The following is a 476-nucleotide window of genomic DNA, read 5'->3' as shown; positions in this document are numbered from 1 at the left end:
GTAAAAGATCCACCTTCTAAAGAAGGTGGCTTTGAATTAGCCCCCTAAAAGGGGGCGTTGTTTACTCCAGAGTTAACTGAGCTTGCTCTTGTCTCTCCTCCTTCTGCTGATGCCTGACATATCTTCGTATTATTTCTTCGTTTATGCCTACCGTATCAACAAAGTATCCTCGCTGCCAAAAATGATTACCCCATAGCTTGTTCTTTCTTAAGTACGGATATTTACTAAACATTTTTAACGCTATTTTACCTTTCAATGCGCCCATTAACTTTGAAATTGACAGTTTTGGCGGCACTTTTACTACTAAGTGTACGTGATCTATTTGTACATTCAGCTCAACAACTTTGCACCCAAGCTGTTCGCAATAAACCTGAATGCACCTGTAGACATCCCTACCTATTTTATTTTTAAGGAGCCTAAATCTATACTTAGGTGTCCAAACTATATGATATTGACATCGCCAATACACATGCGAT

General features: G+C 39.1%; 1 protein-coding gene. It reads right to left on the bottom strand.

Going from position 1 to position 476, the window contains the following annotated elements; translation table 11 throughout:
* Nucleotides 1–61: 61 nt before the first annotated feature.
* Nucleotides 62–476: IS200/IS605 family transposase (gene tnpA, locus CWC14_RS18140; protein WP_138564290.1), on the bottom strand; the 415-nt coding region annotated here is incomplete at its 5' end.

The sequence above is a fragment of the Pseudoalteromonas sp. S3260 genome (assembly GCF_005886925.1).
In the GTDB taxonomy this organism is placed as follows: domain Bacteria; phylum Pseudomonadota; class Gammaproteobacteria; order Enterobacterales; family Alteromonadaceae; genus Pseudoalteromonas; species Pseudoalteromonas tetraodonis.
This window is presented reverse-complemented; position numbering and strand designations above follow the sequence as displayed.